This window comes from Paenibacillus sp. PDC88 (genome assembly GCF_900106725.1).
In the GTDB taxonomy this organism is placed as follows: domain Bacteria; phylum Bacillota; class Bacilli; order Paenibacillales; family Paenibacillaceae; genus Paenibacillus; species Paenibacillus shunpengii.
Map to the genome: position 1 here is coordinate 16,548 of NZ_FNNT01000006.1, position 25,854 is coordinate 42,401.

General features: G+C 44.8%; 27 protein-coding genes and 1 pseudogene. 5 read left to right on the forward strand and 23 right to left on the reverse strand.

The features are described from left to right. Positions 1 to 18: 18 nt before the first annotated feature. From BLW49_RS17970 to BLW49_RS18010, 10 genes are all read right to left on the reverse strand, one after another. Positions 19 to 858, reverse strand: coding sequence for an HNH endonuclease (locus BLW49_RS17970; RefSeq protein WP_090725959.1), 840 nt, complete (start codon positions 856 to 858; stop codon positions 19 to 21). Positions 859 to 880: 22 nt separating this feature from the next. Beyond that, positions 881 to 1,294, reverse strand: coding sequence for a hypothetical protein (locus BLW49_RS17975; protein WP_090725961.1), 414 nt, complete (start codon positions 1,292 to 1,294; stop codon positions 881 to 883). A 41-nt stretch (positions 1,295 to 1,335) separates the two neighbouring features. Further along, positions 1,336 to 1,611, reverse strand: a complete 276-nt coding sequence (locus BLW49_RS17980; RefSeq protein ID WP_036714833.1) for a stage V sporulation protein S — start codon at positions 1,609 to 1,611, stop codon at positions 1,336 to 1,338. Between the two features lie 122 nt (positions 1,612 to 1,733). After that, positions 1,734 to 1,979, reverse strand: coding sequence for a DUF3850 domain-containing protein (locus BLW49_RS17985; protein WP_036714832.1), 246 nt, complete (start codon positions 1,977 to 1,979; stop codon positions 1,734 to 1,736). A 229-nt stretch (positions 1,980 to 2,208) separates the two neighbouring features. Continuing rightward, complete coding sequence (locus BLW49_RS17990) at positions 2,209 to 2,427, reverse strand: hypothetical protein (protein ID WP_090725962.1); 219 nt, start codon at positions 2,425 to 2,427, stop codon at positions 2,209 to 2,211. Positions 2,428 to 2,622: 195 nt separating this feature from the next. Next, entirely contained in the window at positions 2,623 to 3,288 is a 666-nt protein-coding gene (locus BLW49_RS17995) for a hypothetical protein (RefSeq protein ID WP_090725964.1), read from the reverse strand. Continuing rightward, complete coding sequence (locus BLW49_RS18000; RefSeq protein WP_090725966.1) at positions 3,281 to 5,512, reverse strand: SF1B family DNA helicase RecD2; 2,232 nt, start codon at positions 5,510 to 5,512, stop codon at positions 3,281 to 3,283. The genes BLW49_RS17995 and BLW49_RS18000 overlap by 8 nt, the downstream gene beginning before the upstream one ends. After that, on the reverse strand, positions 5,512 to 6,306 hold the full coding sequence (locus BLW49_RS18005) for a transcription termination/antitermination NusG family protein (RefSeq protein ID WP_090725968.1): 795 nt from the start codon (positions 6,304 to 6,306) through the stop codon (positions 5,512 to 5,514). The genes BLW49_RS18000 and BLW49_RS18005 overlap by 1 nt, the downstream gene beginning before the upstream one ends. A 28-nt stretch (positions 6,307 to 6,334) precedes the next feature. Next, positions 6,335 to 6,478 (reverse strand): hypothetical protein, encoded by a 144-nt coding sequence (locus BLW49_RS28845; RefSeq protein WP_177178784.1) that lies wholly within the window; start codon positions 6,476 to 6,478, stop codon positions 6,335 to 6,337. Positions 6,479 to 6,511: 33 nt separating this feature from the next. Then, on the reverse strand, positions 6,512 to 6,742 hold the full coding sequence (locus BLW49_RS18010) for a helix-turn-helix transcriptional regulator (protein WP_090725971.1): 231 nt from the start codon (positions 6,740 to 6,742) through the stop codon (positions 6,512 to 6,514). Between the two features lie 134 nt (positions 6,743 to 6,876). Here BLW49_RS18010 and BLW49_RS18015 point away from each other — a divergent pair, with 134 nt between their 5' ends. The 3 genes from BLW49_RS18015 to BLW49_RS18025 all read left to right on the forward strand — a co-directional run bounded on the left by BLW49_RS18015 (position 6,877) and on the right by BLW49_RS18025 (position 9,386). Continuing rightward, on the forward strand, positions 6,877 to 7,296 hold the full coding sequence (locus BLW49_RS18015; RefSeq protein ID WP_177178785.1) for a helix-turn-helix domain-containing protein: 420 nt from the start codon (positions 6,877 to 6,879) through the stop codon (positions 7,294 to 7,296). A 113-nt stretch (positions 7,297 to 7,409) separates the two neighbouring features. Beyond that, complete coding sequence (locus tag BLW49_RS18020) at positions 7,410 to 7,889, forward strand: ImmA/IrrE family metallo-endopeptidase (protein ID WP_090725975.1); 480 nt, start codon at positions 7,410 to 7,412, stop codon at positions 7,887 to 7,889. A gap of 15 nt (positions 7,890 to 7,904) precedes the next feature. Next, the gene (locus BLW49_RS18025; RefSeq protein WP_090725977.1) at positions 7,905 to 9,386 is read left to right on the forward strand and encodes a recombinase family protein; all 1,482 of its coding nucleotides are present in this window, start codon (positions 7,905 to 7,907) and stop codon (positions 9,384 to 9,386) included. A 100-nt stretch (positions 9,387 to 9,486) separates the two neighbouring features. Here BLW49_RS18025 and BLW49_RS18030 read toward each other — a convergent pair. Together BLW49_RS18030 and BLW49_RS18035 are read right to left on the reverse strand one after the other, a co-directional pair. Next, positions 9,487 to 10,374 (reverse strand): annotated as a pseudogene (locus BLW49_RS18030) (CpaF family protein); the annotation flags it as partial. Then, positions 10,371 to 11,543 (reverse strand): nucleotide-binding protein, encoded by a 1,173-nt coding sequence (locus BLW49_RS18035; protein WP_076312589.1) that lies wholly within the window; start codon positions 11,541 to 11,543, stop codon positions 10,371 to 10,373. The gene BLW49_RS18035 and the pseudogene BLW49_RS18030, both read right to left, overlap by 4 nt. A 296-nt stretch (positions 11,544 to 11,839) precedes the next feature. Here BLW49_RS18035 and BLW49_RS18040 point away from each other — a divergent pair, with 296 nt between their 5' ends. After that, on the forward strand, positions 11,840 to 12,544 hold the full coding sequence (locus BLW49_RS18040; RefSeq protein WP_076312590.1) for a thermonuclease family protein: 705 nt from the start codon (positions 11,840 to 11,842) through the stop codon (positions 12,542 to 12,544). A 130-nt stretch (positions 12,545 to 12,674) separates the two neighbouring features. Here the strand turns inward: BLW49_RS18040 and BLW49_RS18045 are convergent, their stop codons facing one another. The 9 genes from BLW49_RS18045 to BLW49_RS18085 all read right to left on the reverse strand — a co-directional run bounded on the left by BLW49_RS18045 (position 12,675) and on the right by BLW49_RS18085 (position 23,105). Then, positions 12,675 to 13,088, reverse strand: a complete 414-nt coding sequence (locus BLW49_RS18045) for a thiol-disulfide oxidoreductase DCC family protein (RefSeq protein ID WP_076311949.1) — start codon at positions 13,086 to 13,088, stop codon at positions 12,675 to 12,677. Positions 13,089 to 13,185: 97 nt separating this feature from the next. Further along, entirely contained in the window at positions 13,186 to 13,461 is a 276-nt protein-coding gene (locus tag BLW49_RS18050) for a hypothetical protein (RefSeq protein WP_047912116.1), read from the reverse strand. 214 nt (positions 13,462 to 13,675) lie between these two features. Then, complete coding sequence (locus tag BLW49_RS18055; RefSeq protein WP_076311951.1) at positions 13,676 to 14,095, reverse strand: organic hydroperoxide resistance protein; 420 nt, start codon at positions 14,093 to 14,095, stop codon at positions 13,676 to 13,678. A 228-nt stretch (positions 14,096 to 14,323) separates the two neighbouring features. Continuing rightward, positions 14,324 to 15,289: a LacI family DNA-binding transcriptional regulator gene (locus tag BLW49_RS18060; protein ID WP_090725983.1), complete on the reverse strand. Its 966-nt coding sequence runs from the start codon at positions 15,287 to 15,289 to the stop codon at positions 14,324 to 14,326. Positions 15,290 to 15,361: 72 nt separating this feature from the next. After that, on the reverse strand, positions 15,362 to 18,727 hold the full coding sequence (locus BLW49_RS18065; protein ID WP_090725985.1) for an amylo-alpha-1,6-glucosidase: 3,366 nt from the start codon (positions 18,725 to 18,727) through the stop codon (positions 15,362 to 15,364). A gap of 53 nt (positions 18,728 to 18,780) precedes the next feature. Further along, on the reverse strand, positions 18,781 to 20,373 hold the full coding sequence (locus BLW49_RS18070) for an extracellular solute-binding protein (RefSeq protein WP_090725987.1): 1,593 nt from the start codon (positions 20,371 to 20,373) through the stop codon (positions 18,781 to 18,783). A 52-nt stretch (positions 20,374 to 20,425) separates the two neighbouring features. Continuing rightward, entirely contained in the window at positions 20,426 to 21,328 is a 903-nt protein-coding gene (locus tag BLW49_RS18075) for a carbohydrate ABC transporter permease (protein WP_090725990.1), read from the reverse strand. 17 nt (positions 21,329 to 21,345) lie between these two features. Further along, complete coding sequence (locus tag BLW49_RS18080; protein WP_090725992.1) at positions 21,346 to 22,314, reverse strand: ABC transporter permease; 969 nt, start codon at positions 22,312 to 22,314, stop codon at positions 21,346 to 21,348. 35 nt (positions 22,315 to 22,349) lie between these two features. Continuing rightward, positions 22,350 to 23,105, reverse strand: coding sequence for an alpha/beta hydrolase (locus BLW49_RS18085; RefSeq protein WP_090725994.1), 756 nt, complete (start codon positions 23,103 to 23,105; stop codon positions 22,350 to 22,352). Positions 23,106 to 23,485: 380 nt separating this feature from the next. Between BLW49_RS18085 and BLW49_RS18090 the strand changes: the two genes are divergently transcribed. Beyond that, positions 23,486 to 24,400 (forward strand): serine hydrolase domain-containing protein, encoded by a 915-nt coding sequence (locus BLW49_RS18090; RefSeq protein WP_090725996.1) that lies wholly within the window; start codon positions 23,486 to 23,488, stop codon positions 24,398 to 24,400. 140 nt (positions 24,401 to 24,540) lie between these two features. Here BLW49_RS18090 and BLW49_RS18095 read toward each other — a convergent pair whose 3' ends face one another. Beyond that, a complete protein-coding gene (locus BLW49_RS18095) occupies positions 24,541 to 25,194 on the reverse strand; it encodes an HAD family hydrolase (RefSeq protein ID WP_177178786.1) in 654 nt (217 codons plus the stop codon). A gap of 212 nt (positions 25,195 to 25,406) precedes the next feature. Further along, positions 25,407 to 25,820, reverse strand: a complete 414-nt coding sequence (locus BLW49_RS18100) for a hypothetical protein (protein WP_047912125.1) — start codon at positions 25,818 to 25,820, stop codon at positions 25,407 to 25,409. Positions 25,821 to 25,854: the final 34 nt, after the last annotated feature.

Below are 25,854 nucleotides of genomic sequence, written 5' to 3' on the forward strand. Positions count from 1 at the left end.
TTAGCACATTTTCTAAAATCAATTTTGCTCCTCCTTAAGCAACTGCTTTAATTCATTTTCAAGCCACTTGGCGGCCTCGCCTCCGGTAGCCAGCATCTTTTGTACAGATGCCAATAACCGCTGAGCCTTCTTCTGTTCCTGATCTTCCTCTTGTTTAACAATCTCACCATCCCCCTCCTGCTCCAAAATGACCTTTCTTAAATCCCTCGTACTCAGAGATTCATCATTAGCTTTGGCCAATAGCACAGCAGGTTGGTTTGAATGACTGGCTACTCGGTGGTGATACCAACTGAGCGAAGGGATACGAGATTCTGGTGTCGGGAATGTACGGTACACATGCACCAGCTCCCGAATTTGCGCCGGGCTGATTCCAATCTGAGATGACAGGAATTTTTGCTTGGCTCCGGCAGCCAACATTGCGTCCAGCAACTGCCCTTTAACGAACCTTGTTTCTTGCTCTTGTTCATCAATCTGGATATACGCTTGCAGCAGTTCCTCAACCTTGGGCTGAGGGGCTGGCTGGGCTGGAGGAGACTGATAGCTCAGTTTCAAAATATCCGCCACTTCCTCTGGTGTTAGCCCTTCACGCTTGGCAACGACAGCTATTAATTCATTTCTGTCCAAATTGCCATCATGAAACAGTCTATGATGCCAACCACACAAATGAATTAGATTTTCCCTTCGATCATCCCCGCCAGCCCCACGAGTACGAATATGATGAGGTTCACCTTCTGCTGGATGACTACAACGTTCTCCAGTAGCAAGGTCGATGTACTCACAACTATGTCCAGATTCTTCACGTATGTTCTGGATGTTTTCTCTACTACGAATTCGTTCAGGCTTTGTTAATGTGCTCATATGAACGATTCCTCCAGGCTAATTATTGAGTTAATGACAATATTGGAGAAGAGCGGCGCAAATCTATGGCCTGTAGTGCCACGAGGTATAGCTCTCTATCCCAAGAACGTAAACCCACGGACAAGTCAAAATCACGACCATTCCAAAGATTCAAACCAAGCTCCAACAAGCATCTAGTTTGTCCGGTAAGCGGGGCAGTATCACCAGTTGTTTCTCCGCGATCTCTGCGCTCGGCAAAGTCACCCGGATCACTTAAATAATCAAAATACCAGTCAAACGGACCATGTACTTGCTTCTCTAAAACAAAGCATTTGTAAATCTCAGGATATGCTCCGATGTAACAAGCAGCGTAATAATCTCTTGCCTTTTTTACGTCAGGAAATTTCGCTGCAATACGTTGAAAATTAATTTTGTGTTGTTCGTTAGCAAAGTACATCCTTCCCGCCCCTTTCCACTTTCCAGAAAGTTTGTCATTGATCAATGGCTCTCAGACTCGACAATCAGTTTCATAGCTGTTCTCTGTTCCCCCTCGATCACGACATCCACAAAAGCAGGTATACAAGTCAAGTTGATACCTTGGGATGATACATACCCCCTAGCTACAGCTACAGCTTTAAGCGCCTGGTTGACAGCTGCTGCACCAACGGCTTGTAACTCCAGCTTCACCTTTCCATCGCGGATAAAGCCAGCCACAGCACCAGCTAGTGCGTTTACCGAAGATTTTGAAGATACTTTAAATACATTTTCAGACATATCGAATTCCTCCGTTTTTACTTTTTAAGAGTTGTCTCACTCTCTATAAAATACAAAAAGCCTCTGACCTGATAAGCAGTCAAAGGCTATCTATTGCGTTGCATTAAATTTCGGAATGTGCATTAAGCCGGCTCAATCGCCATGATTACATACCCTTCTGGTACAAATGGTTGCTCGTCGAAAATGTAAGTCACTTCCCGACCAACGTAACCTCCGGTGTACTTGTTGGTAACAGGATCAAACTCCTTGAGTAAAAGGACATCTCCAACTTTATAATCCTGATCTTTTTTGCGTACCTCGAATGTTTTTATTCCAGTTACCACAGCGCTAAAATATTTCGGATGGATTTTTAGTTCATGCGTTGTCATTTATCTCACTTCCTTTCGCTATTTGTGTCTTTAGTGCAATAACAGGCTTTGAGATATGGGGCTGACAGGGCTAGGGATGGGATTGCTCCATGTCTGCTTGACGCCATCATGCCTGCTTAGCGCTCCCTGTTCCTCCCTCCAGTGCCCCTCAGCCCATTCGCCAAAGTGACACCCACCACAGCCGGTGCTTCAAAGACTGTTCATGGTGCGCACGCGCATGCCCTGAGTTTTAAGGATCATCCTCCTCAACTTCAACCTCTTCCCATGTATAACTCACATTTTCTCTGATCCATTTTCGTACTACTTCATCCAACGACGTTTTAATCTCTGTTTCTGTTGGGTTTGATGCTTCCCATGAAATTTGAAGATCAATATCGTATGTATCTTCTGTATCTTCATCATCTTCACCAAAGCTAAATTGAATACGCACGTTTTTTGTTATCCTCAATCATTTCATCTCCTCCTGAATTCCATGGTCACTGTATTATATATAGATTAAGAAAGAAGACCACTCGCTAAAATCATGAAACCCTTGATACATAAGCATTTTTCGGCATTTTTGGGTGTCACCTTTTCGTGACACATGTGTCCCCTTTTGGTGACACCCCCTGCTCGCAAAAAACCTGTATTTTTTTGAACTGTATTATTTTCCCTTCTGCTTTTTTACAACTTCCAAAAACTTCTTTCTCTTAACCAACTTTCCATACTGACTATGTGGTTCAACAATGGCTTTGATCGGCAGTTTCACTCCAGACCTTTCCAAGATGTTGTAATGAATCATCAGTTGGACAATCCCACTTTGAAGCCTATTTTTATCCCCACAGCATATAATCTCTGGATTCAAGAAAAACGGACGCCGAGTGACATGACGTCCGTAAATTTTTAGTTCATGAACATTGGCGAATTCATACATAATCCCTTTTTCAATTAATGCAGATATCATTTCACTTGTCTTTTGCCGACTTCGCTTCAGATATGTTGCAATCTCCGACACGGAACAATATTGCCCGGATGTAGGATCGACAATAGCATTAACGTTCATTTTGAGCATTGGGGCAAGCGTAAAGATAAAGCTAAACTCAGCACTGGTTAAATATTGAATCTGACATAGATAAGCTATATTTTCATCAATGGTTTGAGAGAACCTTGTTTGATTTACTGCTCTCTGCCTTTTGCGTACAATCATGAACCCTTGTTCATTAGCTTTGGCTTCTTCGTCATTGACCTTACCTAGATCAATCTCAGTTCGCCTTTTCGCCTTCAATTCTGCCTGTTGAAGTGTCTGCTTTAACGCCCCAATCTTATCCATATACCTTCCTCTGCCCTGTAGGAATACTCTGCAAATTACTCTCAATCTTCTCCCTTAGCGCCGTATTACGCTGCACCATCTTGTTGTTGCTTATAGCCATACTAAGTGCCTTGCGAGTCCCTATCATGACACAAACCCTCTCTGCTCTCGTCAGGCCAGTATAGATCAGATTTCGAGCCAACATAACGTAATGGCTGGTAGAGACAGGCATAATAACTACAGGGGCTTGTCCACCTTGAGCCTTGTGTATGGTAATGGCATAGGCCAAGAGCAAGTCCTTTAGTTCGTGCTTACTATAGACCACTACTTTCCCGTGAAAATCACAAGCAAGCCCTATTTCATCCGTCAACTCACCACTTTCATTTTTGATGGATATCGTACCAATTACCGTCCCTATATCACCGTTTAATACCTGTTTATCATAATCATTCTTAGTCTGGATAACCTTATCTCCTTGACGATAGATGCGCCCAGCGGTCTTTATCTCGGCTTTATCTAATGCCGGTGGATTCACCACCGCTTGGAGTGCATTATTTAATTCTTCCGTACCAATAACCCCTTTTTTCATCGGTGAAAGCACAAGAATGTCTTCCAACCTATACCCCTTGTCCAAGAATCTTAGCACACTAAGTACGACCAGATGAGCAATTCGTTCCGGCTCGGGCTGCTCGATGAAAAAGAAATCATCTTTGGTTTTATCAATGACGACCTGCTCACCATGATTTATACGATGAGCGTTCATTATAATTTGGCTTTCTTGGGCTTGACGAAAGATTTCTGTTAGACGTACATGAGGAATACAAGCAGCGATCATGTCATGCAGCACATTTCCAGGTCCCACAGATGGAAGTTGGTCGCTGTCTCCTATAAGAACCACTTTTGTATTTGGCCCGATGGCTTGAAACAAGTTATATGCAAGCTGCAAATCCTTCATTGACACTTCGTCAATAAATATCAGATCAAAGGGCAGAGGCATATTCTCGCCATACTCCGGCTCAGCACCAAGACGGAATCCAAGCATCATATGAATAGTGGAAGAGTCCATGCCTGTTAGCTCTCCAAGTTTACGAGCCGCACGGCCTGTAGGCGCACATAGCCCAATGGTTGCTTCTGGATAGTGCTTTTTATAGATGTCAATCATGGCCTTTACCACAGTGGTTTTACCTGTGCCTGGATTGCCGGTAATGATCAACAATTGTTGCCTGAACAGTTCTCGAACTGCCTCACGTTGCTTTTCAGCCAGTACAATTCCGTGTTGCAGCTGATACTCGCGAATCATCGGTTCTAAAAAAGACATAGCTCCGCCACTCCGGGTTGCCATGCAAGCCAGCTTATGGGCAAGTTTATTTTCATAGATATACAGGTGCTTCGGATAAATCTTATCTTCTTCCCATATTACTTGTTCGTGAGCTGCCATTAACTGAAGCTCTGTTTCAATATCCTGTTCTGAAACGCCTCGTAAAAGCTCTTTAGTCCGATCAATTAGTTCGTGTTCAAAGACAAAGCAATGACCACCCTTATAGCACGTCTCGTTAAGAACATGCTGTAACGCTGCATTTAAGCGATACGGTGAGTCCATACTAATGCCTATTGTCATAGCTATCTCATCAGCCTTAAGAAACCCGATTAGATGAATCTCCGTGAGTCGATATGGGTTGCGCCGCACAATATCAACGCACTCGTTCCCCCATTGCTTATACATTTTCGTTACAGTATCCGCAGAAATTCCGTAGGGCAACAGCGTCATCATAATCTGCTGAATTTCAAAATTGCTTTTAATGCTATCTGCAATTTTCACTGCACTTTTCGTGCCAATCCCCTTAATACCCATTAGACAAGCGGCACCCTCATGCATAATTCGTTCCAGTGCCCGATCACCGAGCTTTTGAACGATCAATTCAGCAGTTTTCACTCCGCACCCTTTGACGAATTTAGAACTGAGGAAGGAAATAATCTGGTCCTTGGTTTTAGGCAAAGGCCGCTCCCAGTGATCTACAGCAAACTGTAGTCCATATTTGGGGTGAGTCTCCCACTTACCATGAACAGTAATCCGCTCCCCTTTGTTTACTCCGTAAAGATTGCCTTTAATGGCAAAGGGTTCACCGCCGTTTTCCGGCTGCCAACGCGCTACACCAAAGGTATCCTCCTCACTCAAACTACCGTTACGTGGATGGATGAAGTACACCACATGGCCTGTGCTCATTTCTAGTAATGGTGCTTCCATCAGCTAACACCTGGCTCACGAAGATATTTAAACAATAAAGTTATCAATGATCGCGGTGATTGCAGCCATTTGCTTTGAAGATCAACAGAGTATATAATTTTGTCCAAAAAGGTTCTTGGAAAACTCACAATTTCTTTGTTATTTCTTACAAATGCTCGTACCCTTTCAGCCATACGATTCTTAAGCTGCTGAATACCACTCAGTTCCTTCGCTACTACTCCAACCGGCTCTTCATAAACCTTTTCAACCAATACATTCATCTGTTGTTCAGCAACATCCAAAGCTTTTAGTGCTTGCGCGCGCTCTTCCTTAGTCTTGGCCATATTGACTTCATGCAGAGCATTCTTCATATTTTTCTCAACTTCATCGACTTCATTAGATGCCGATGTTTCTTCAACAGGGACTGCTATCTCAACTTGTTGTTCTTCTGGTTCCAGCCCGAGCATTTTTTGAAACTCATCAGCTCCGATAACTTGTCCAGAGCCAGTAAATTGTTTTATTACTCCGGGGATACTCTTGATGAGATGCCACACATCGACAGGTAAATGCGCCGAGCAATTATTTTCATCGACTGAGTAATTCATTTCAATAAAAATATAACCGGGCATAATAGCACGTTTAATCTCTTTTCCAAGCTTTCCCTGACCGAGCAATCGTCGAGTAGTTGTTGTAAATGTATGTACGGCCTTAATCCAATTTTGAGCGGATTCATTTCGAGCAAACGCCCACTCCATCAGCTTTTTAACATTGTTCTCTTTACCAGTCATAACCTGTATTGCAAATGCAGCTCCCATCAGAGTACCTCCTTCATCGTTCTACTCACTACATAGCTTTTTCTTGTTTTGCTTTTCGGCTAGCTTGAATCTCAGCAGCGTATTTGATATTTAAAGCTGCCAGCATTTTGTGCAGCTTATTCCAAGCTTTTTCAGATAAACCAGGGTTATAGAAAATTGGCTTCTCGCTCATTGGAGTCTCCTTTCAAACCGCTAGTAATATTCACTATTCGTGCACTAATGGACACTTATAGTAGTCGAAATGATCAAAAAAAAGCCATTCAATGCTAACATTATAGTAATGCGCAATCTTTGTTTTCAGATCATCTTTTGGAGTTCTTTCCCCTTGCTCATAAGACTTTAAAGTTCTTACAGGGATTCCGAGGTCGTTAGCAACTTGTTCAGCTCTTCTTTCTCCTCGAAGTTCTACTAGCTTTTGCCCGACTTCTTTGGACATTTTCAACACACCTCTTTTTTCACGTTTTGTAATCTACATCAATAATATAACACATTTAGTAACCTGTAAACACTTTTTGTGAGTTTTCGTATAAACAATCACAAAACGTGGTAATATATGAATAGGTGATGTACATGTCAAATTTCGGTGAGAGACTCACTAGCTTAAGGCAAAAACATAAAATGAGCCAAGAAGCATTAGCTGAGAAGTTAAAAGTCAGTAAAAGCTCAATTGGTATGTACGAGCGAGGGCAACGTGAGCCTTCACATGAAACTTTGCTCTTGATAGCTGATCTTTTTGATGTATCACTTGATTACTTAATGGGGAGAGATAAGGGTACTGCACCTAAAGCAGATTTCACTCGGATAGCACCAACTAATACGTCAAAACTCCCTCTGCTTGAACAAATTTTTTTCGATGGTTTTTTAGAGGCTTCAAACGAAGAAAAGGAAGAAATTATTCGCTACTGGCATGAAGAAATCAAAAAGAAAAAGAAAGTACCTCCTACAGAAAGAGACACTGACGAATCCGCTTGGGATTTGAAAGATAAATAATTCTATAGCCCTTTAGGGCTTTTCTTTTACAGTTTAAACAGAACATACGTTCCGTTTAAACGTGTTTTCAAAGCTTAGAACACCATAATCACCAAGAAAAAGGACGATGTTTCATGAACTTAAACTTAGAGCAGCAAGTGAATAAACTCTTGAATTATCTCAATATCCACTACCCACACGAAATTGACATCGAAGCCATCGCTTATGCTTGTAAAGCCGAAGTCTTTCCAACTTCAATCCGTAGCCATTGTACCGCCCATCCCACAAAAATAGGTTGGAGCGGTTTATATATCAACGATCAGTTATCTCTACCTGAATGGCGGCAGACCGTAGCCCATGAGTTGTGTCATCATGTTCTACATGTAGCCTCCCACTTAGAAATATCGAACTTACATATCCAGCGCCACGAAATACAAGCAGCACACTTCGCTGAGTATCTGCTTGTACCCCTTCACATGATCAATCATGACGATATTGCACACATCAATTACCTTGATGAAGGTATTCGCTGGATTGCTGAAGAATTTGTCGTTCCACTCGACTTAGCAAAAAATAGATGGGAAGCATGGAATGCACAAAACATTAATGTTTAAGGAAGCGATGTATAAATGCGTGTTGCTATCTATATTCGTGTATCAACAGACATGCAAGCAGAAGAAGGTTTTAGCATTGAGGGGCAACGTAGTCGTTTAATCAGCTTTGCAGAATCACAGGATTGGGTCATACACGACTTTTACGTTGATGATGGCTATTCAGCAAAAGACTTAAAACGCCCAGATATGCAGCGTATGTTGGAAGATATGGAGAAGAAACTGTTTGATGTTGTTCTCGTTTACAAACTCGACCGCCTTACTCGTTCCGTAGGCGACCTACACTCCCTACTTAAAACATTTGATCTTTATGGCGTGAAGTTTAAGAGCGCTACAGAGATTTTTGAGACGACGACAGCAATGGGGAGGTTCTTTATCACCCTTGTCGGTGCAATGGCTGAGTGGGAGCGTGGGACGATCTCAGAGCGTGTACGCTTCGGAGTCGAGCAAATGGTTGCGGAGGGGCGACGTCCAGGTGGCGTAGTGCCCTATGGATACACGCAGGACGAGCAACTCATTCCTGAAGAGGCTGCACTGATTCGTGAAGTCAGAGATTTGTATATGAGTGGTAAAGGTTATAAATCTGTGGCTATGATTATGAATCGCTCGGGTAAGCTTCGAAGAGGGCGAGAGTGGACTGATGCTACCGTTGCCTACACATTAGAGAACCCATATTACGCAGGAATCATTAGAATTAGTTCAAAGACCCCTGCCGGTACATATGTTAACAGCAAACGGGATGAGAGGGTAAAGTGCGTATATGGTAAAGGATCACATGAACCTATTTTTACTCAAGAGGAGTATGAAGAACTCAAGAAATTCATGAAACGGAAAGCTCAAGGCGGATTCAGCAAAGTGGGTGAATACTGGTTTAGTGGCGTACTGCGTTGCGGCCGTTGTGGAGCAGCTATGTTCGGAAGGATGACAACTAAAAGAACAACAACCAAAGGGACTGTTCGAACTCAGTATTACATCTGCTCTAACCGTCATCACAGTAAAACATGCGATCTTCCCATCTTTCGTCAGACACATATCGAACACTTGGTGTTCCAATACATTAATCAAATTCAAGAAGATATGGAAAAACTTAACGAAGAGGCTATGAAAATATTTGCTGATGAAGGAAAAAAGAAAAGTGCAATCGACAGCGCCAAACGCGAACTTTCAAAGGTAGCTGAACGTCGGGAAAAGTGGCAGTACATGTTTGTTGAAGGCTTGATTGGGAAGCAGGAAATTCGTAAGAGAATGGCTGAAGAGGATGAGCGTGAGAAGGAAATTCGCCAACGGATTGCCCAAGAACAAAAGGCTTTTTCTGGCATACCTCGAATTGAAGAACTGGTTGGATTAGCAGAAGGCTGGGCGTATTTCGATGATCAAGAGAAAAAAGAAATTATTCATACTGTCTTCGACAAGATTGTAGTAAACACTGACTTAAGAAAAATTAAAGGTGTAAAAAACAAGTTTTTTGATGCTTACATCCAAGAGATCTCGTTCAACTAAAGACTCCATGTTTGATTCACTACCACAATACCCATGATGGACTCCTTTCATGTATATTGTGGTGTTGATTCCAACTCATTTTTCTATACCACAATACCCATGATGGAGATCCTTCATGCCCGGTGTTCATGGCCTGCAGCATATCCAGCGCCTCACTTCCCCGAACCTCACCGACAATGATTCGGTTAGGACGCATTCGCAGAGAGGAGCGGATTAAATCCCGAATGGAAATTTCTCCTTTTCCCTCCGTATTTGCATTTCGGGTCTCCAGCGATACCAGATTCGGAACAGTAACGATCTGAAGCTCTGCTGAATCTTCAATCGTAATGATTCTTTCATCCGGAGGGATGAACTGAGACAATGCATTAAGAAAGGTTGTCTTCCCTGAGCCCGTGCCTCCACTGATAAACATGTTGTATTTGCTTCGAACAAGCTTGCGGAGCAGCTCCGCCGCTTCATCGCTAATGGCTCTTATTCGAACAAGATCCTCCATTGTCATTGGCTTGTCCGGAAATTTACGGATTGTCATCGTGGGTCCCTTTAACGCAACTGGCGGCAGCACGATATTCACCCTTGAGCCGTCCTTTAGCCTGGCATCCACTATGGGTGAGGATTCATTCACGATTCTGTTGACTCCGGAGACGATCGTCTGGATGATATCCTGCAGCCTCTCTTCCGATTCAAACGTGACAGGTGCCTGGCGCACTTCCCCCCTTTCTTCAATGAATATCTCCGTATGACCGTTAATCATAATTTCTGTAATATGGGGATTATCGATCAGCGGCTGAAGCACATCAAGTCCGCGAAAGGAATCATACAGCCTTCGGATGAGAGCATGCTTCTCACCGGAGGTTAGATGAAGGAGCCCGGAATGGCGGAATACCCTTGCCTCAATATGCTCCATCAGCTCCGAGTCACCTGCCGCAGAAGTAACATCAAGCGTCGAACGAATAGAATTCCTAAGTTCTCTAAACGAAGTATCCATCATGGCGAATATTCCTTCTGCAGCATTCCGGCAGCATCGCATAATCTTCGCATTTCTTTTTGATAAATCGGTGACCCGAGCAGCAATTCCGGCTCTTTCATCTGCTTCCACGATGGAATATATGGCAAATATAAGCCGGTATGCATATATTCATCAGGCATCGTATTTACAACCGTTCCCGTATACCGATTAATGACATAAGTGGACTTCTCCTGAATCTGCCCCGTCCTTATCGGATCAAGCTGCTCTTGATATTTCATCCACGCCGAAGCCTTAGCCAGCGTATGGATATCATCAGACAGAAGCCAGATCAACAGATGGGATCTATCCATTAAGGCCTCTGCTCTCTCATCCCATACCGAGTCATGGTCAGTAATGATATATTGATAATGCTCTGATGCAATCAGCACTTCTAATAGTGCGTGCACATCCGACTTTGTGAGCTGGCGCAGCTCATTCCGATTCCTGGCCGGGTAGAAATAATGGGATTTAATCTGTTCATTCCACATGACATAGGATCTGACATCAATTCTCTGTTCCGAAGCCTTTCCTCCTGAACGCCGTGCTCTGATAAGATACATAAGTCTGGAAAAGGCTTCTCCCAGCTCTTCCTCGCTTCCCGCCTGAAGGCTTGTCTGAAGAAACGGCTTGGTGCTGTCGAGTGTTTCCAGGTTCAAATAAAATACCGAATACCCCGCACGGCCTAGCTGCTTCGCAAGGTTTAAAGCAACTGTCGTTTTGCCGCAGCCCCCGGAAGCCGACGTGACCCCAATCACCAATGACTCCTCTCCGGATCTGCTGACTAAACGAACGTTGCCTGAGCTTGAAACAGCTTCTTCCAAGGCTCCAAGCAGAGCAGATAAGGGCTGGTACTTCATCACGAGGGGCAGATCTCCGTCAGGTGAATCCTGCTCTGCCAGCAATAGGATCGGGACACGCGCTTGATCTAATCCATCCCGCATTAGCTCTATAAATTCCAATTCACCAACGATTAAATCCGGCATCGATGCACGAGTCTGTTCATTCATATATCTCATCATCGCTTCCGGTTGCGAGAAGGCCGTTACATGAAACTTCCTTGAATATTCACTTCCTTGCACGTAATCGAGCACCGCATCTACGTACTCACGCGTTCTGCTTGCCAGTACAATCTTCCTTATGATCAGATGCATCTCTCCCTTCCAGCACAACGAAAAAAAGCACCGTCCATTTCCCGTATCTCCTACGGTATAATGGACGGTGCTTCCGTCACGTGCTGTTTAATTTAATGCTAGATTAGCATAATATTCCATGCTGAGCAAGCACATTTTATGATTATTTATTACGGAATCAAACATCCGTTCCCTTTTCTCATCTTATATAGTACACTATTGAAATGCCTGCTGCCTACATAACAACACCTTAGAATGGAGTGATCAATGTGTCGAAGAAGTGGGCAATCTTAAGCATTCTATGCCTCTTTGTAATTATGATAGGCTGTACGCAGCAAGATGAGCATGAATTTCCCAGGGTACCCGTTACACTGGATCGAGCCGTAGATGGAGATACATTCAAAGTCATCTACGAAGGCAAGAGCCAATCTGTTCGTATGCTGCTCGTGGATACCCCGGAGACCTCTCATCCGAAGCTCGGTGTTCAGCCTCTCGGCATTGAAGCGAAAGAGTATACCAAACAGGTACTTGAACAAGCTGACAAGATCGAGCTGGAGTTTGACATTGGGCAGAACCGGGACAAATATTCTAGACTGCTTGCTTATGTATACGTCGATGGTGTCATGCTTCAGGAATCATTGCTTGAAAAAGGCTATGCAAGAGTCGCCTATATTTATCCGCCAAATGTGCGATATGTGGATCAGTTCGAAGCCATACAGAAAGAAAGTCAGCGTGCAGCCATCGGTATATGGGAATACGAAAATTACGTCCAGGAGGACGGTTTCCACAAGGACGAATATGAATCTGAGACGGTACCAGGTACGAAAGACAACATTGCAGCTAATGGCAATTCTAGTCAACAGCCGGATCGTTCCTGTACCATCAAGGGCAATATCAACTCCAGTGGAGAAAAAATATATCACACCAAGGAATCCCCTCAATATACTAAAACCATACCCGAGGAATGGTTCTGTACAGAGGAAGAGGCTGAACTGGCCGGTTTTCGTGCACCCAAAAAATAATCCTGTGGATACGCCGGCTGGAGCATCCAGCCTCTTTGGCAGCATTCACAGCTCTAGCAATATACGCATTCAAAAAGCCGCCTTTCCATTATACTGAAAGGCGGCTAAAATCATATTTTATGCTTATTACTTATAAGAAACGTTCCCGAATCTCCGGTGTCGGCAGCATACAGGCATCTTCCCCATCTCGTCCGAACCAGCGATAGCGATTGCGGGCAATGAAATTATACATAATGTCTCGAATAAAATTTGGTACAACTATGAAGCCATAAGCCAAGTAATATGGAAACTTCAATCTTCGAGCTACCTTCAGCGCAGCTGTTGAGCGCGTGTGATATACTCCTTTTTCAATATATACAAAGGTATCCATGGCATCCACGGATAATCCGCCCTGCTCCAGTAAACGTCTTCCGACTTCAGATTGAAGCGAAGCAAAGTAGAATACACCTTCCGAATCCCGCTGAATAATCCATTTCGTTATACCCTGGCATAAATGGCACACACCATCAATGAGGACGATATGCTTGTCGCTATAATTCTGCATCCTTCATCTCTCCCGGATTATAATGAATGCATATAACAATATATAGAAAAAAAGCGCTAGGATGCTCTTCCTAGTCGCTCATCATCGAAGCCGCTTCTTACTTCGTCGCTTGTTCGATCAATTGATTATCCTGAATTTGCTCATGAATCTCGCCTGCAAACTTCTCCATGCACTTGCAGATAAAGTCTTTGCGGCATACCGGACAAGGTGTCTTCTGAAGACGGCTGATGCTTGTCATTTTCCATTCCGGATCACGGGAATAGAATACACGGCACAGTGTTCCGTCCGCGAGCTTCATTGTAAACTCGTAAAGTCCGGCTTCTTCATTTCGGCTGGCAGTTGTTAAGTCTACAATCTGTGGTCTATAAGACATGTAATCACCTGTGATTTCAAATTTATTCATGCCACGTAGCGCATTAGTACTTAGTCATATTAAAGAATTTTAACCCTGATGTCAAATCCCTATACACGAAAAATGAATAAACCTTCCTATTATCTGAAAATTTTCAGAATATAATCATTAAAAAAGCCGGGAACTCCAGCGTTTATGCAAGAGCCCCGGCATTTTAAACGAGATCGGATCGACCTTAAATTACATTAAGCTCAACCGGAATATTACCACGTGTCGCTTTGGAGTAAGGGCAGAACTCATGCGCTTTCTTCGCCAGTTCCTCTGCCTGTGCGCGGTCTATACCCGGAATTTTGACATCCAGACGAACAGCGAGCTGGAATCCGTCATCCTGCGGGTCCTTACCGATCATAACGTTGCTGGTTACTTCAACATCACTGAGCTTCACGCCTTCTTTGCGGGCGATGTTGGAAAGGGCGCTCTCATAGCATGCTCCATATCCAGCTGCGAACAACTGCTCCGGATTCGTTGCGTTGCCGCCTGCACCGCCGAGCTCCTTCGGAGTTGACAAGTCATGACGCAATACACCATCCGATGTTTCGAATTTACCGTCTCTGCCACCGCGTACTGTCGCTGTTGCTGTATACAATGCTTCCATTATAATCGCTCCTTCTCATCTGTAATCTTGGATTATCGTGCACTGCTCTTTGCTCTGTTATTCATAACAGCAAGGCAAGAGCAAACCATAGCAAGCTGTATATCCTCTTGCTGCAAAATCATATGCTGTAACTGATGCAGCACCAGCTGCAGCATCCGCTTGCCTATGCTTTTTTCTTAACCTTGTTATATACAATTTAAACATATGTGCATGCACGATAACTTCCAATCAGACTCGATTAGCAGATTCTCCCCTCACCAAAGTTACGTATATCCGCTCATTCTCCACCGTATCTCCGGAGAGCAGCTTAAGGAGCTGCTCCGCAGCGAGAGCTCCCCACTTTTGCTTAGAGTAGTTAATAGTAGATAATCTTGGCTGCATATAGCCTGCCAGCTCAATATTATCAAACCCGATCAGATGGATATGCTCACCGATCTTCAGATCCGTTTCCGAAATTCGATTCCATAATCCGATGGCCATCTCATCATTTAGACAGAACACAGCAACCGGCTCTTTGTATTCAGCAATAATTTGTTCAGCCGCCTTCTCTCCTCCGGTCTTCTCGAAGTTGCCGCCGATCTCGATACATTCCACATCATGAGAGCGCTCCGAGACCATACGCACTGCTTTCATCCGCTGCATAGAATCGTAAGAGCCTTCTGGACCGGTCACGACATATATTTTCTTATGTCCGAGTTCGATCAGATGCTCCATTGCCAGGGTAGCACCTGCTTTGTTATCCAAGAGCACCTGGTTAATGTTCGGATGATCGAGCTCGCGGTCCAGCACAACGATCTTATGACCCAAATCCGCATATTTCAGCAGTTCCTCGCTGGCAAACATCTGATCCAATATAATCGCACCATCGATCATGCGCTCTGGCAGCATTTTGTGAGATTGTTCGCCGCTGCATACAATCAGATCATATCCCTGTAAGTTACTGATTTCCTTCATCCCATGAAGAAGATCACCATATACGTCTCCACGGAAGTCCGTTAGAAATATCCCAACGATTTTTGTCTCCCGCTTTTTCAAATTACGTGCTGCCGCATTAGGCACATAATTCAATTCTTTGGCAATGGCCAGAATTTTAGAGCTTGTTTCGTCCGTCACCTTGTTGCTCCCATTAAGGGCATAAGAGACCGTAGAAATAGAAACCCCGGCTTTTTTGGCAATGTCCTTAATACTGACCAATAGTCCTCGCTCCCTCATTTGTAACCAAGCCTTGTTATTTGCTTATAGCTATCTTTGATAAAGTTAAGAAATTTACATATAAACATCTATTACATTTCGCTGCTGATCCAGCTCTTTATGCAGCACATGGCGTTTAATACGAAATCCGCCATCACGATAGGGATGATCTTCCCGAATCACTTCGCTCTCTCTACCATTTATAACAATTCGTGCAGATTGACTATCGTCTAAATGATACACAAAAGTTACTCTTTTGCCCGCTATTTCAAAATCAAACTCCATACCATCCAGGTCAGACGGCAGCACGGGGTCAATTATTAGATCCTGCTCGTCCTGGCGTATGCCGAGAGCATTTGAAATGAGCTGGTTCATATAAATTCCCGGACCACTGGAGTATATTCTCCATCCGCCCTTTACTTTGACTTTTCCAGCTCTAAGCTCATCGAAGCGCTCCTGAGCTTCATATCGGTTGCTGAATTTACCATCAGAGCTGCTAAAGTAAGCATTGCTTTGCCGCAGCTCCGCATTTGGAACCACTTTGGTGATACCAATCGGATTAATTAAACCAAGACCGCTCCACACCTCATCCTTATAGCCCAGCTTGGCCATCGCCTCAACGTACCTTATATGGGCATGTACATACTGCAGACCGACTTCACGCCCGAAGTTGGACGCCTGTTCAGCCCGTTTGAAATGTGTGCTTACCCCTCCGGCATACACGGCAGGTCTGTTCATCAGTCTTACGCCATCCGGGCAAAATAAACGTTCTTTAATCAATTCGTAATGGGACTTGGCCTGCTCCGGACTGAGCAGTTCAGCAATCATGCTTCTCGTCATCGGAAGCAGACGATACTGAATTCCTGTCTCCTCATCAGAAGGATGGAGCATAGGCTTTATATCCTCTGGATTCTCCATATAGATGAAGCCCGGTATCACATTCGTATTTAGCATGTACTTCTGGAAGTCACGCTTAATACCTTCGGATAGGTTCAGAAGCTCTTGTGCAAGGGTACTCTGAACAGACTCCATCGCCTGTGACAGCTGTCGAAGCGTTTGATAGGTAAGAGCTACTGTCCAGCTGCTGACCATGTACTGCTTGAGCTGGGCATTAGCCGGCTGCAGCGTATCATCCCAATCTCCATCTCCATAAGACGATAGGTAAGTATCATGCAGGAAATGGCTCTGGATATATTCTATTTCTTTCTGAATATGCTCCAGAATGGTAGAGGTATCTTCAGTAAAATTAAAGCCCTGCTTTGACGTGTACGGAACCTGTTCATCCAGAATATCGTAATCTTGTGTAGCATTTAGATAATCACTGAGCACTTTGAGCGGCCATACGATAATGTCGCCATGACTTTCTTCCTGCTGGATTTTGTTATATTGGTCAAACATAAACCACTGCGGCCAATTACCGTCATCCTCATATTGATGGGCATATACCATTTTAAGAATATCTCGAACTTGTTCATACTTCTGAGTCGCCATGAAATATTCCACAGGACCTTGGCATACGTCCCTCGTTCCCCATGCAGCTCCGCCGTATTGCTCAAGTCCGTGCGGAACCGAATAATGAACCAGCATATTATGTGTATACCACCAGGCAAGTGAATTCACTTTGAATAACGCTTCAGACCGCTGTTGATCAGGAAATTTTAGATGAAACCCATTCATGACACTGCGGAAAAATTCACGGTACTTCTCTTTCTCTTCCGTAAAATCAGGAGTAATCGAGGGTAGTGACTTGCCGTCCAGCAATCCCTGCATCGTTAAGGTCCAGCTATGACTAGCCGAAGTTTGCAGAACAGTGAGAGAAGCATCACCCGGTACGATTCCTTCAGCCAGACAAGTCTCGTCATGAACCTGAAGCTCCGCCCCATCCATCCACATGGTATAAGACAGCTCAGGATACACCTCATGACTTACAGCAGAGGAATCCGCCTTAAATATCAGCTTGCCTTCCTTCTCTGAATAGTGCACAGGCACTTCATACTCATTAACGTTCATCGTCATCTGATTGGACACCAAATACCGATAGCTGTTCCCACTCTCAGAACGAACCTGAAGCTGAACCTCTGGACGGTCCACTGATGTAAAATTCGTGATAACGAGCATATCATCCTTCAATTTATAATACCATCGAACGTAGTTAAATCCGATTTCAAACAGTGAAGCCATCGTTAATAAACGATACTCGCCGTCCAGCTCTACATATATCCGTTGTCCCGATGTCTTCGGAATATTCAATGCGCTGCGCGAATTACTCATGAGCTTGTTGAAGTTTGTGTTGCCCACCACAACATGGGAATTGAATATTCCATACATATAAGAAGTTGTTGTTAACACTTCTGTTCCAAGCTTCACATTGTTCCCGCTCATCAGAATATGACCGTGAGGGCGCTCGACCAGCATTTCCTTGCTTTTTAGCACCACATGCTCGTAGGTATCTGTGAAGAATGACAGCAATTCTCCATCCTTATGCTCCACTTCATGCCGTCCTGCGGCAGGAAACAGCTGATCTACTTCCTCATTGGTCAAGGAGCGCCCGGCGAGTGTCTTACCGACCTGCGGCTTATAGTTAGTGTCCGTCAGTTTAGCAGCTGAAGCCTTCTCATTCCGTCTTTTATGAGATTTAAAAGTATTCCATGCATCATCTACCACTTCCTTGTATTCCAGTTCGGTAATGGCTTGTTCGTGATGAGGCCGGAACAGTCCATAAAATATGAATGAAGCTTCGCCCGCAAGCACCGTCTGCTCGGATTGCAGAGCTGTATATGCGAATTCATACTGATATACTTCATTGGCAAGTGTCTTGTTCTGCAGTGCTTCGGGTATATTTGTTTCTTTATAGGTAAGTCCATAGAACTGGAAACCGTCTGTCGAGTAGCCTGCTGCACCCGTCAAGGATCCTTGCTGAAGATATGGGAATGTTCCGCCTTGCGGCTGATTTTGCCGGGAGCATACGACATACCCCTTCTCGGCATCTTCAAATACGGTATGGTCAATGTATTGAGACAAGTAGGCCTCATTGCTGCGTACAGCTCCCGTATCGGCAATTCCAACGTCCTGGCCGTAGATCACATCCACCTTCTGCTCTTCACCTTGAAGTGTTACTTCCCAGAACCACACACCTTGATCTGTCGGAGCAAAGGCTACTGTATAAGCGATGCTTCGCACAGTTCCTGTCCATTCTAGACAATTCCCTTTTTGATAAACACGGCTATCCGAGTGGATACCCAATAAAGGGTACGCTTCAATACCATTTTCAGAATGAATACGCAGGTAAATATTGTTCAGTGAACCGTCTAAGGGGCTCAGCATCAGCTGATTGATCATTACCTTGCCGCTTACCGCTTGAAATAAATCTCCGCTATCCCAAAAAGTAAAGGACAAATCGCCGGCCTGCACTCTTCTTCTCGCATTTGTCATTGTCGTCATGTGTAAGTGTGTTCCTCCTGTCCACTCTCTCTATTTACTGATGTATTTCCGCCCTACAGCGCATTCAGCTCATCCAGCACAGGCTGTACAAGCGACATTTTGCTCTCTACCCATGCTCTCCAGTTCGCTTCCAGGTCGCCTTCCTTAAGGATCAGATTCGTATACTCTGTCGCATAGTCGAAGGAGGCTTGATTCTTCGCTTTGGAATCGTACAGCTGCACTGTCCAGTCGTACTCCGCGAGTGCGCCGCCTTCTTCACCAAGCTTCGCCTTGTTCTGATAATGAGTGAGAGCTCTCTCACGGTAATCTTCTTTAATGGCAGGGTTAATCATGCTGAAGTCGTCGCCGAGCAGATACAACCCTTCAAACCGGCTCGGATATTTATCCTCCAGACTTGTTCCATTCTCCAGCAGGCTCTTCAGATTGCCATTCTCGTCATACTCCCAATCCGTTCCTTCAAATCCCATGTTAAGTATCAGCTGTCCTTCCTCACTGGTCGTATAATCGATCATATCCATAATGCGTTCAAACTTGGCATCATCAATATCCGGAGAGAAGATCAGTGCGGACCAGAAATTGGCCTGCTCCAGATTACGGTATTTACCGTCATCACCCAGTACGATTGCGGTATGAACAAGCTCATCACTCTCTACGCCCAGGTTCTTTCTCATTGCGGTGTCGACGTCTTGTCTATAAGAAGCTAGACCGCCAAGACTTGTCACAGCAGCGGTTCCGCTTACTCTGAAGTTGTCGCTGCCTTCACTGTTCTTCCACGTATAGAACTCAGGGTTGAGCAAGCCTTCTTTATATGCCTCCTGCATCAGCTTAAGACCTGTAAGCGTCTCTTCATCAGCAGCTCCCCAGTGATACTTCCCATCCTCGCCTTTGTAGAAAGCAGACTCTACTCGTGAATGCTCACTGTTCGGCATGATCATGTTCGTCAGTGCATCATCCGCATTAAAGGACAAAGGTACCAGATTGGAACCTACATTGCCTGGATCCTGCTCTTTCACAAGTCTTGCGTATTCCATAAGCTCACCCGTAGTGTAAGCATCTTTCAGCTCAAACCCTACTGCATCAGCCCAATCCTTCCGAAGTGCGATAACGCCGATTTGGTTGACCAGCGGATCTGCCGGCTTGTTCTCGTAGTACACGGGTCGTGGCAGCAAATACGTACCGCCAGTCAGCTCCTCCAGCTGCTCACCAAGGCCGGTCAGCTCATAGGCTGCTGCCACGTTGGGCCAGCGCTCTTTCCAATCTTCTGGGAATTCATACAGCAGTCCTTGATCGATATAATTCATCGCATCCCCATGCACGTAGTTCCATGTCGCTACATCTGGCAGGTCACCAGAGTTGATCCATAAACGAAGCTTCTCGCCCCAGGAATCCCACTCAATAAAGTTATACTCCCAGTCGATGTTGTACTTATCCATCCAGAACTGATGGAATTCATTGTCCAGCTGCCCTTCCTTCAATTGAATCGTGCTCGCTACGGAAACCGTCATTTTGTCCACGTAGTTTCCATTCTCATCCTTTTCGTTCCCACCGGATGCGCCTCCGTTAGAACAAGCTGTCATGACGAGCAGAACAAGCGACATGACGGTTACCAGTGCAGATTTCAACAATTTCTTCTGATTTGTTTTCATGTTATACCCCCATGTTTGATATAGAAGCTGAATGAAAAATATTAATGTATGATCAGGTCTTGATTGCCCCTGTTAGTACCCCTTTGGCAAAATGCTTCTGAAGCAGCGGGAAGAAGCACATAATCGGAACCATGGTCACAAAGACAGCGGCCATCTTCATTCCCGTAGAGAACGAGTTCTTTCCTACCGCCTCCACACTCGATGCATTCGACGCATTGGTCGAGGATTCCACGATAATGGCCCTCAGCACATTTTGCAACGGCAGCTGATCCTGTCTCCTCAGGAAGATCATGGCATCATACCAGCTGTTCCAATACGCTACACCATAGAACAAAGTAATCGTTGCTATGATCGGTGCAGCAAGGGGAAGTACAACCGAGAACAAAATTCTCCATTCACCGGCACCATCGAGCCTGGCTGATTCCATCAGTGATTCCGGCAGGCTATGAAAGTAATTCATCATCAGGATCATATTAAAGGCACTGAAGCTGCCTGCAAGAATGACGGACATTAATGTCCCTGTCAGATGCAGTGATTTCATGACAAGATAGAGAGGTACAATGCCCCCATTAAAAATCATCGTAAAAAGAACAAGGAAGAAGATCAGCTTCTTGCCCGGAAATTTATTGCGGCTAAGGCCATAAGCCATGCTTGTCGTTAAAAACAAACTGAGTGGCAGCCCAATCACAAGCAGCTTGGTTGTATTCCAATATCCGGTCAGGATACTCCCATCAGCAAAGAGCGCTGTATAAGAATCAAATGTGAACTCTTTAGGAAACATGAGCAGCGGATTCTCCGCATACTCCTTCGGCGTTGCGAACGAGATCATAATGACATTCCAAAAAGGAATTAAGATCAGCAGCGCCATCACACTCAGAACGAAAAGGATAAAATAATCGATAAACGTCATTTTATTGCTCAGGAACTTTGGTTTTTTTCTAGCTATCGTGCTCATCAGTTTATTCTCCTCTCCTATCGGAACAACCCGTCTCCGCCCAGCTTCTTGGCTACCCGGTCCGCTGCCAGCAAGAGGAACATGTTCACAAGTGAGCGGAACAGGCTGACTGCAGTCGAGAATGAAAAGTCCGTCGAGGACTGGAAGGTGATCCGATAAATATAGACATCAAGGACTTCGGACACATTCTGTGTCGCTGCATTCGCAAGGTTGAAGATTTGATCAAAACCGGAAGACATCAGCCCGCCGACATTCAAGATGAACATGACTGTAATCGTCGGAAGAATATTCGGCAGCGTAATCCGGAACATCTGCTGAAGTCTTGATGCACCATCAATCTGGGCTGACTCGTACTGATCCTGATCAATTCCTGATATGGCCGCAAGATAGATGATGGCTCCCCAGCCTGTTGATTTCCAAATATCTGTGAGCAGGAGCATCGGCACGAAGGTATCCTCTGATCCCAGGAAATTAATCGTTGGCAGGCCGACTAATGCAAGCGCACTGTTCACTAGTCCATCGTAGGCGAGGACATTGATGACAATACCTGAGACGATAATCCAGGATAGAAAGTGCGGGAACGTAAATACCGTCTGGAATATTTTTTTCGTTCTTCGCATCCGAAGCTCATTCAGCATCAGTGCCAGCAATATCGGAAACGGGAACTGGACGACCAGCTTCAAAATGTTGATATATAACGTTCGCCATACCGCATCAATAAAGGCAGGGTCTCTGAACACGTATTCAAAATTCTCGAAGCCGACCCAAGGACTTCCCCATATGCCCAGGTTCGCTTTATATTCCTTGAATGCGAGCGATAACCCGCCCATCGGCAGATAAGCAAACAGGATGAGCCAGATTAACCCTGGTATGAGCAGGGTATAAGTCATACGGTGTTTCCAGATCTCTGAGAACAGTCTTCGGCTTCTGGTTGGATCTGGCTTCACTTTTTTACCAGACCCAGACTCTAGAGCAGCTGGTTTCAATTTGCATCTCCTCACTCTTCATAGATCTAATCTTCTTAAGCTTCTTCACAAAGAAATTCAAAAGCAGTACCTAAATGCCTTTCCCAGAAAGACCAGTCATGAGCTCCCGGGCTCTCTACATACTTGAATTTATAAGTTGAATGATTCATATAAGCGGCAAATTCTCGATTCATGTCTACAAAAGGATCGTCACTCCCGCAGCAGCAAAGTATGGATGGGAGTTTCTTCCCTTCTTCAGCCCGCTCGCGGGCAAGCGCATACAAATCCTCTTGTGATTGAACCTCAAGATTTATACCGAATACACCTTGCATTTCCTTGATCATGTCAGAGGTCATGTCACTTCTATGCAGTCTCTGCTGGATATCCGTCACCCCTGAAAATGAAACGACTTTACGGTAACGTTCTGGATAAGTCAGCCCGCATTTGAGTGCTCCGTATCCTCCCATCGACAATCCTGCGACATAAGTCAGTTCGGGATCCTGGTTCATGTGGATGAGATTGGCACAAGTCCTGGGCAGCTCCTCCGTGATGTAATAAAAATAATCCAGCCCATGCGCCATATCGGTGTAGTAGCTTCTATTGGCCTCCGGCATGATAACTGTGCATCCATATTTCTGCGCATACGTCTCAATTGTGGTCATACGATGCCAAGTGCTCGCATTATCTCCTGCACCGTGCAGCAAATAAAGCGTGTACTTCGGTCGTTCCCCGTATTCTGTTGGAGAGATGACATGGATGCTTGTCGTCATACGGAGCGTCGGCGAACCTGTCTCTATTGCTATATAGGCCATAAAACCTCCTTTCTGATCCACTTTTTCGAATCGTTTCACCATACTATTATACGGTTATTCCTCTGTTTTACGTTAATACAGTCATTTGGAAGCGCTTGCTTCGAATCGTTTCGATTCCTATCATAATCTCTTCGCTTAAAGATTGTCAATGCAGTTTATACTGTTTTTTTACCAATCTCTAAAAAGCACAGCTGAAGATATTGACTTTCAAATGACCCTGTAATACCATATTTCACGAAATTCAGAGGACTGGAATCAATCTCCTAATCTCCCTCAAGCTGATTTATGAAATTGATTCCCTGTTCTAAACGTTTCGAAGCTATGACTTGTACTGAAACCAGTGTCAGAACACTGCTGGCGAATTAGGAATGGAGGAAACTATGATACGTACATTGAGCGGCTTTGAGAAGAAGATTAGATCACAAGACTTAAATGTCTTTTCGATTCGTGTGCTGCAGGATGGCGGGCTGGTTGGAGAATGGAACCGTGATCAAGACATGCGTCGTCAGCAACATTCTATCAGCAAATCATTTACATGCATGGCCGCTGGTCTTGCCATTGAGGAAGGAAAGCTCACACTGGATACAAAGCTCGGTGAATTTTTCAATTACAACACCACTTACCGCTCTCAGGATCCGCAGCTCCCTTCTCCTGATGAGCTCACCCTTTATGATTTGTTACGGATGTCTTCAGGGCATGACTCTCCACCGCTATGGCTGCCGGAGCGGCAGTCACTGACGGAGAAGGATTGGGCAAAATACTATTTATCCCTGCCGCTGAACCGCCCTCCCGGCAAACAGTTTACTTACAGCAGCGGCGATACCTTCATGATCTCGGCGTTGATTCAAGCAGCCGTCGGTGAGACGGTCCACCGTTATTTGAACTCCCGTTTGTTTGATCCTCTGGGTATACATCACGTGGAATGGGAAACCTCGCCTCTCGGAGTCACATTGGGATGCGCAGGTCTCGTGATCAGCACCGAAGAATTAAGCAGATTCGGCCAAATGCTGCTGGATGAGGGGGCTTATGAGGGCAAGCAGCTGGTGCCTGCAGAATGGATTCAATTTGTGACTCGCAAGCATATTGATTCTGTCGGTGAGGGAGACTGGTCGCTCGGCTATGGCTGTCAGTTTTGGATGTGTTCTCACGGAGCATATCGAGGGGATGGTGCACACGGCCAGCTGCTCGTTATCATACCGGACCGGAGAGCCGTGATTGCTGTTAACAGTGAGGAAGATCGTATACAGTCTATCCTTGACGCAGTGTGGGAAGATGTCCTGCCTATTTTAGAATAAAGCCGCCTGACTCATTCTTGAACCAACTCCCTGAACGCAGGAAAACTGCACCCCAGCTGTTAGCTTGCGGCTAACCATTGGAGCGCAGTTCCTGCACAGCAGCTACTATCTGCTGTATAAGCCTCAGTTTATTATTAGGTTTATAGAAGCAGGGCCGTCAGTGCGTTCAGATCATTCACAGTATAGTCCGGCGTATCCTTATCATCAGTGGAAGGCTGATAGCGGCCGTAACCCTGCATAATTCGAATCGTAATCATTCCAAGTGATTTGGCTGGGATAATATCATTATCAATACGATCGCCGATCATGATGGATTCCGAGGGCTCAGCTCCGGCTGTTTTCAATGCATATTGATATAAGCGCACATCTGGTTTAGACAAGCCTTGTTCGGCCGAACACGCGATAACATCCACATAAGAACGAAGTCCATATTTCTCCAGCCGCGCTTCCGTACCCGGACTTTGGTTAGCCACGATACCGATCCTATAGCGTTCACCCAGCTGCTCAAGAACAGACCGAGCTTCAGCGTAAGGCTCCTCAAGCTCCTTTTGAAACTTAAGCCTAGGCTTGATATACTCTCTGTCCTCCTCGGAAGGCACAAGCTCCGAAATCGCATACTGCATGGGAGAAGCTATGTAATTGGAATAGCTCTGAATAAATTTGCTGCGTACGTCCTCCATTGTAATGTTATACCCGAGTCCATTTGCTTCTCTCACAAATTGGCCGATAATGTGATCAACGGGAACCCATTCATTTACGAGTGTATCTCCTATATCAAAAAAGAGCCATTTCACATGATCAAACTTCCCCATAATGCCATTCTCTACCTTTCTATCTGTAAATATAGAAAAAGAGACCCATGCTTATATCACGAGTCTCACATGCTATGTTTCCTTTAACTCCAGTATATCAATCCTGTATCTAATTACGCAAACTGTATAGTAAGCACCTACACTAGCCATAAGCCGCAGCCTCCTGCTTCTATCGCTGTGTGCGTGCAGATCAATTAATTAACGGCAGCCCGTTCTCCATTTAACAGAAATCCTACTTCGCCCTTGATTGTAAAAATAACGTGGTCTGCGCCCATACCGCGGTATACTCCGCGAGGATGATTCAGCTGTGTAATAATGGTAATCGGCTTACGTGTCCAGGGTCTGCATATTTGCAAAAACCGGCAGGTCAGATTCAAGCTGTTCTCAAAAATAAAAATACGTCCTACCGCCGCATTAGGCAGCAGCCATTTACTTGTAAACGCCGTATCCATACGTATAATGTGCTCTACTCCAAGCCGTTTGACCTGCTTCTCTTCCTGTGCACTGTTCGTCAGAACAGCAAAAGAAAGCTTCTTGTACATTAATAATCGAATAAAATTTCTGGCCGCTTCATTTGGCGCCGTAACTAAAATAACTTCATCACTCATTACAATCATTTCCTCCCTGTAATAGAAAAAGACA

Excerpts from the sequence above, each read along its gene's own strand:
- BLW49_RS17970 (WP_090725959.1), bottom strand. The coding sequence starts at position 858 with ATGAGCACATTAACAAAGCCTGAACGAATTCGTAGTAGAGAAAACATC.
- BLW49_RS17975 (WP_090725961.1), bottom strand. The coding sequence starts at position 1,294 with ATGTACTTTGCTAACGAACAACACAAAATTAATTTTCAACGTATTGCA.
- BLW49_RS17980 (WP_036714833.1), bottom strand. The coding sequence starts at position 1,611 with ATGTCTGAAAATGTATTTAAAGTATCTTCAAAATCTTCGGTAAACGCA.
- BLW49_RS17985 (WP_036714832.1), bottom strand. The coding sequence starts at position 1,979 with ATGACAACGCATGAACTAAAAATCCATCCGAAATATTTTAGCGCTGTG.
- BLW49_RS17995 (WP_090725964.1), bottom strand. The coding sequence starts at position 3,288 with ATGGATAAGATTGGGGCGTTAAAGCAGACACTTCAACAGGCAGAATTG.
- BLW49_RS18000 (WP_090725966.1), bottom strand. The coding sequence starts at position 5,512 with ATGGAAGCACCATTACTAGAAATGAGCACAGGCCATGTGGTGTACTTC.
- BLW49_RS18005 (WP_090725968.1), bottom strand. The coding sequence starts at position 6,306 with ATGGGAGCTGCATTTGCAATACAGGTTATGACTGGTAAAGAGAACAAT.
- BLW49_RS28845 (WP_177178784.1), bottom strand. The coding sequence starts at position 6,478 with ATGAGCGAGAAGCCAATTTTCTATAACCCTGGTTTATCTGAAAAAGCT.
- BLW49_RS18010 (WP_090725971.1), bottom strand. The coding sequence starts at position 6,742 with ATGTCCAAAGAAGTCGGGCAAAAGCTAGTAGAACTTCGAGGAGAAAGA.
- BLW49_RS18015 (WP_177178785.1), top strand. The coding sequence starts at position 6,877 with ATGTCAAATTTCGGTGAGAGACTCACTAGCTTAAGGCAAAAACATAAA.
- BLW49_RS18020 (WP_090725975.1), top strand. The coding sequence starts at position 7,410 with ATGAACTTAAACTTAGAGCAGCAAGTGAATAAACTCTTGAATTATCTC.
- BLW49_RS18025 (WP_090725977.1), top strand. The coding sequence starts at position 7,905 with ATGCGTGTTGCTATCTATATTCGTGTATCAACAGACATGCAAGCAGAA.
- BLW49_RS18035 (WP_076312589.1), bottom strand. The coding sequence starts at position 11,543 with ATGCATCTGATCATAAGGAAGATTGTACTGGCAAGCAGAACGCGTGAG.
- BLW49_RS18040 (WP_076312590.1), top strand. The coding sequence starts at position 11,840 with ATGATAGGCTGTACGCAGCAAGATGAGCATGAATTTCCCAGGGTACCC.
- BLW49_RS18045 (WP_076311949.1), bottom strand. The coding sequence starts at position 13,088 with ATGCAGAATTATAGCGACAAGCATATCGTCCTCATTGATGGTGTGTGC.
- BLW49_RS18050 (WP_047912116.1), bottom strand. The coding sequence starts at position 13,461 with ATGTCTTATAGACCACAGATTGTAGACTTAACAACTGCCAGCCGAAAT.
- BLW49_RS18055 (WP_076311951.1), bottom strand. The coding sequence starts at position 14,095 with ATGGAAGCATTGTATACAGCAACAGCGACAGTACGCGGTGGCAGAGAC.
- BLW49_RS18065 (WP_090725985.1), bottom strand. The coding sequence starts at position 18,727 with ATGACGACAATGACAAATGCGAGAAGAAGAGTGCAGGCCGGCGATTTG.
- BLW49_RS18070 (WP_090725987.1), bottom strand. The coding sequence starts at position 20,373 with ATGAAAACAAATCAGAAGAAATTGTTGAAATCTGCACTGGTAACCGTC.
- BLW49_RS18075 (WP_090725990.1), bottom strand. The coding sequence starts at position 21,328 with ATGAGCACGATAGCTAGAAAAAAACCAAAGTTCCTGAGCAATAAAATG.
- BLW49_RS18085 (WP_090725994.1), bottom strand. The coding sequence starts at position 23,105 with ATGGCCTATATAGCAATAGAGACAGGTTCGCCGACGCTCCGTATGACG.
- BLW49_RS18090 (WP_090725996.1), top strand. The coding sequence starts at position 23,486 with ATGATACGTACATTGAGCGGCTTTGAGAAGAAGATTAGATCACAAGAC.
- BLW49_RS18100 (WP_047912125.1), bottom strand. The coding sequence starts at position 25,820 with ATGAGTGATGAAGTTATTTTAGTTACGGCGCCAAATGAAGCGGCCAGA.